Origin of the sequence: Flavivirga jejuensis (genome assembly GCF_030540765.1) — a bacterium.
Classification (GTDB): Bacteria; Bacteroidota; Bacteroidia; order Flavobacteriales; family Flavobacteriaceae; genus Flavivirga; species Flavivirga jejuensis.
Map to the genome: position 1 here is coordinate 1 of NZ_JAUOEL010000022.1, position 4,876 is coordinate 4,876.

At 32.3% G+C, this 4,876-nt stretch carries 2 protein-coding genes; both read left to right on the forward strand.

The genetic code is table 11. The features are described 5' to 3' along the window. Window positions 1-1,753, forward strand: a 1,753-nt coding sequence (locus Q4Q40_RS23955) for a condensation domain-containing protein (RefSeq protein ID WP_303304584.1), incomplete at its 5' end; no start/stop codon positions are given. Window positions 1,754-2,200: 447 nt separating this feature from the next. Beyond that, window positions 2,201-4,876: amino acid adenylation domain-containing protein (locus Q4Q40_RS23960; RefSeq protein ID WP_303304585.1), on the forward strand; the 2,676-nt coding region annotated here is incomplete at its 3' end.

A 4,876-nucleotide genomic window follows, 5' to 3' on the forward strand; every position in this document is an offset into this window, starting at 1 on the left:
GAAGGCGTTACCCGATCCAGATATGTCAAGTTTATCCACAGCGAGTTATGTAGCAGCATCAACTAAGATAGAAGAGGCACTGGTAAGGATCTGGCAGGATTTATTGGGAGTAGAGCAAGTAGGTGTTCATGATAATTTCTTTGAATTGGGAGGGGATTCCATTATAACTATTCAGGTAGTGAGCAATATGAAAAGAGAAGGTTATCATATAAGACCACGAAATTTATTTGAGAATCAAACTATATTCGAATTAGCAAAAATAGTGAAAGATCTAAGTGGTCAAATTGAAGGAGAACAAGGAAGACTAGAGGGCGTTTGTGAATTATTACCTATTCAACAATGGTATTTTGACGAAGCACATGAAGAAGAATCGCATTACAATCAATCAGTACTATTATCAGTTTCGAAATCAGTTGAGGAAATGGATTTAAGAAAAGGAGTTATAGTATTGGTCGAATATCACGATGCATTACGTTTTAACTATCAGAAAAAGGATGGAATATGGGTTCAGGAATACAGTGATACTAATAGCCTGTTAGCTGTTATAGATTGTACACAAGAAAAAATGTGTAATATGCCTGATGTTATTAAGAAGCTGTGTAATTCATCCCAGGAAGACATAGGGATAACAAATGGACAGGTTTTTAAAGGAGTATTGATTAAAACACCTGAAGAAGATAAAGACAATCGTCTTTTTATCACAGCACATCATTTGGTAATCGATGGGATTTCTTGGAGAATTCTTCTTACTGATTTAAACCGAGTTCTAGATAATATTCAGAAGAACCTTGAAATTAATCTAGGAAATAAAGGAAGCTCTTATCGACAATGGTATACGGAATTAAAGAAGTATAGCAATAGAAATTCGGTTCTTATGCAACAACCTTATTGGGCAGCAATGGCAAAAGAATACAATCCGTTACCTGTAGATTATGAAATTAATGGGTATGATAGTTATAAAAATATATTGGATTATAGTGTGGTATTGGATAAGGAAAATACCGTTTCCTTGATCAGTGAGGTTCATCAAAGATATGGAACAGAAATAGATGATATTTTACTTGCCTGTCTGGCGTTGACTATAGGGAAATGGTCTGGACACAACAGTGTCGTAATTGGTCAAGAAGGACATGGAAGAGAAGATATTTCAAAAAATATTGACATAGGTAGTACCATAGGTTGGTTTACGAATTTATACCCGATAGCATTGCAGTCATCAAAAACAGATTCTTATGGAGATTTGATAAAATCAATAAAAGAACAATTACGATGTATACCAGATAAGGGGTTAGGTTATGGAGTATTACGTTACTTACATACCTCAAAAGAGGTGAGAAAAGATTTGGCACAAGTACAGTGGGATGTTGTATTTAATTATTTGGGACAATTAGATAATGTTGTAAGTTCAAGTGATAGGTTTAAAGGAGCAAAGGAATCTTCTGGAAAAGAAATAGGTGCTGATATTCGATTTGATTGCAAAATAGAAATTAATAGTTCTATTGCGCAAGGACAGTTGCGATTAAATTGGAGCTACTCCAAGAGACAATATAATTTAGAAACTATAGAAAAGTTAGCAGGAGCGTACTTGTCGAATTTAAAAATGCTTATTATCCATTGTAAGGATAACAAAACCAAAGAGTATACGCCTTCTGATTATGGACTGGAACAAGATATTCAATATCAGGAATTAGAAGAGGTTACCCAAAATCTAATAGAAGAGGCATACGAAGGCGAGGATATTTTAGAATTTTAATCGAAAAGAATTCTCCTAGGCTCAACCCCAGAGTTTCCGTTAAAATTGTCATTCTCATGAAAACAGGAATCTAAATACATAATTTTGGTTTTTGACATTTTAAGTCAAAATAAAACTAGCGGAATATGGCTATAGTTCTGCCTCGAACCTGCCTGCCAGCAAAGGCAAGGATAGTTGGTTTTAAGAAATTTTTTATTATCTACTGAGAGATCATATATATCTAAATGATTGGTCTTTATAAAAGTAAAGTGATAAAAGAAATATACAATATTTTATCATAGTAAAATACAAATACACACACAGAAATATTTCAAAAGATTAGCAATAATAAATAATAGAAACGTACACCCCTAATCATAAAAGAGGTTGGTTTTATTAATTTCTTATTGGCTCTAGTGTTTACTCAAATTATTTCAATAAAAAGGAATACTATTCACACAAACATATATGGAAAGTTTTATAAAAAAATTAGAAGAATTAAACTTGTTTTTAGTTAAAAAGGAAGAAAACTTAGTATTGAGAGGATTAAAGGGGAAATTGAATGAGGAAGATAAAGACAAAATAAAGAATAATAAAGAGATTATAAGTTTTATAAAGACGAATAAAAAAGAATTACTTCAATATTTAGATAAGAGGTCTTTAATCGATTCATTTTATAAATTGAGCCCTTTGCAAGAAGGTATGCTTTTTCATGGGTTATATGATGAAAGTTCTAAAACATATGTAGAACAAATGTCTGTAGATTTCCCCAAAGGAGTCGTTGTTGAAGTATTAAAAGCATCTTGGAATTACGTTATAGAAAATCATAGTATACTGAGAACCTCTTTTTTGTATGAAGAGTTAAGTATTCCTTTACAATGTGTGTATAAACGGGTGAGATTACCATTTGAAGAGTTGGATTATAGCACTTTAAAACATTCAGAGAAAACGAAAAAATTAGAACAGTTTTTAATTCAGGATTGTGAAAAAGGGTTTGCTTTCAATGAGGTGCCATTACTGCGAATTACTCTTATAAAAACAGGAGATTTATCGTATACAATGGTTTTTACTCACCATCATATCTTGATGGACGGGTGGTCTTGTGCAATACTTATGGAAGAATTATTAGTAGCATATGAAGCCTTTTTAAAAGGAGAAACGCTTCCCGAAATAAAAGAGGATTTGTATGAAGATTACATTAAGTATATACAGAAAAATGATGTTGAATTAGAAGATCAGTTTTGGAAAGGGTATGTCAAAAACTTAAAAGCTCCATCGGTTTTGCCTTTTTTAGAAACAACAGATTTGAGGAATAAGGGAATAGGGAATAATAAAACACTTTTTTTAAACATAGAGGCAGAATTTACTACGCGTTTAATGCAGTATGCAAAAAAACATCGGTTAACGATGAATTCTATTATTCAAGGTGTTTGGGCTTTATTGTTATCTAGATATACAGGGGCTCCCGATGTTGTATATGGAGTGACAGTTTCTGGACGTCCTACTGATTTAGAAAAATCGGAACAACGGCTAGGGTTATATATCAATACACTTCCTTTTTACAGTCATATTACACATAACGATACTGTTGTAAATTGGTTAACAGCATTGCAGTTAAATACCGTTAGTAGTAGAGAGTATCAGTATACGAGTTTGGCTAAAATTCAAGGATTTAGTGGCGTTAAGGGAGACTTATTTGATAGTATTCTAGTTTTCGAAAATTACCCGGTATCCGAAGTATTAAAAACGGGAAGCAATGTGCTGGATGTTTCAAATATAAAAACAAAAGAACAATCTAATTATTTGTTAACCATTGCGGTTAATTTAGGACAACAATTAAGTATAGAATTTAATTATAACGATCAACTTTTAGAGAGTTCAACTATAGAAATGATTAAAAATCATTTTAATACTGTTTTAGAACAACTGTTGATATCTTCTGATTTAACCAGAGTTTCTGATATAGATATCCTTACCAAAGAAGAAAGTGATCAGTTAATATATGGTTTTAATCCTTCCGAGAATGCGTTAGCTAAAGGAGAAACAATCGTAAGTTTATTTGAGGAACAAGTAGGCAAAAATCCAAATAATACCTCAGTAGTTTTTCAAGGAACTACGATGACATATGCAGAGTTAGATAAAAGATCAAATCAATTAGCACATTATTTAATTGAAGAATACGCGATTCAAAAAGAAGATTTTATTGGAGTTAAATTAGATCGTAGTGATGAACTTATAATTTCTCTAATAGCTATATTAAAAACGGGAGGCGCTTATTTGCCAATAGATCCTAATTATCCTAAGAATAGAATAGAATATATAGAAAGTGATAGTCAGTGTAAAGTGAGTATTACACCAAAGTTATTTTCGGATTTTAAAATAAAAGAAAGTAAGTATAAAGAGAAGAGTCCAAAAGTGAGTATCCAAAGTGATACCCTTGCTTACATAATTTATACTTCGGGATCTACTGGTCGTCCAAAAGGAGTAATGATAGAACATGGAGGTATTGTAAATACTGTTACTGCTCAGATTAATCATTTTTCAATAAGAAACTCAGAACATTGTCTTCAGTTTTCTAATCAGTCTTTTGATGCATCTATATGGGAAATATTGATAACTCTTCTTAGTGGTTCTAAGCTATTCATTATAGAGGAAGCAATAAAATCAGATATAGCACTGATGACTAATTTTATTAATGATAATAAGATTACTTGGGTAACCTTACCTCCAGCCTTTGTAAAATTAATAGATATAGCAAATTTACACACTGTAAAAACATTAATTACCGCTGGGGAAGAAGCTCCGATTGCAAAGGCAAAAGCTTTTTCTAAAAAAGGAAAATATATAAATGCATATGGTCCAACGGAAACTAGTATTTGTGCGACTGTTTTTGATGGAAAGATTGAAGATAAGGTCTCTATTGGAAAACCTATAGCGAATACCAAGGTATATATTCTTTCTGATGATTTACAATTACAACCACTTTTAGTTGTTGGAGAGTTGTGTGTTAGTGGTGTTGGAGTTGCACGCGGTTATGTAAACAATCCAGAATTAACCTCGGATAAATTTGTATTGGATCCCTTTATTTCAGGAGATCGGATGTACCGTACCGGAGATTTGGCACGTTGGTTAGCAGATGGCACT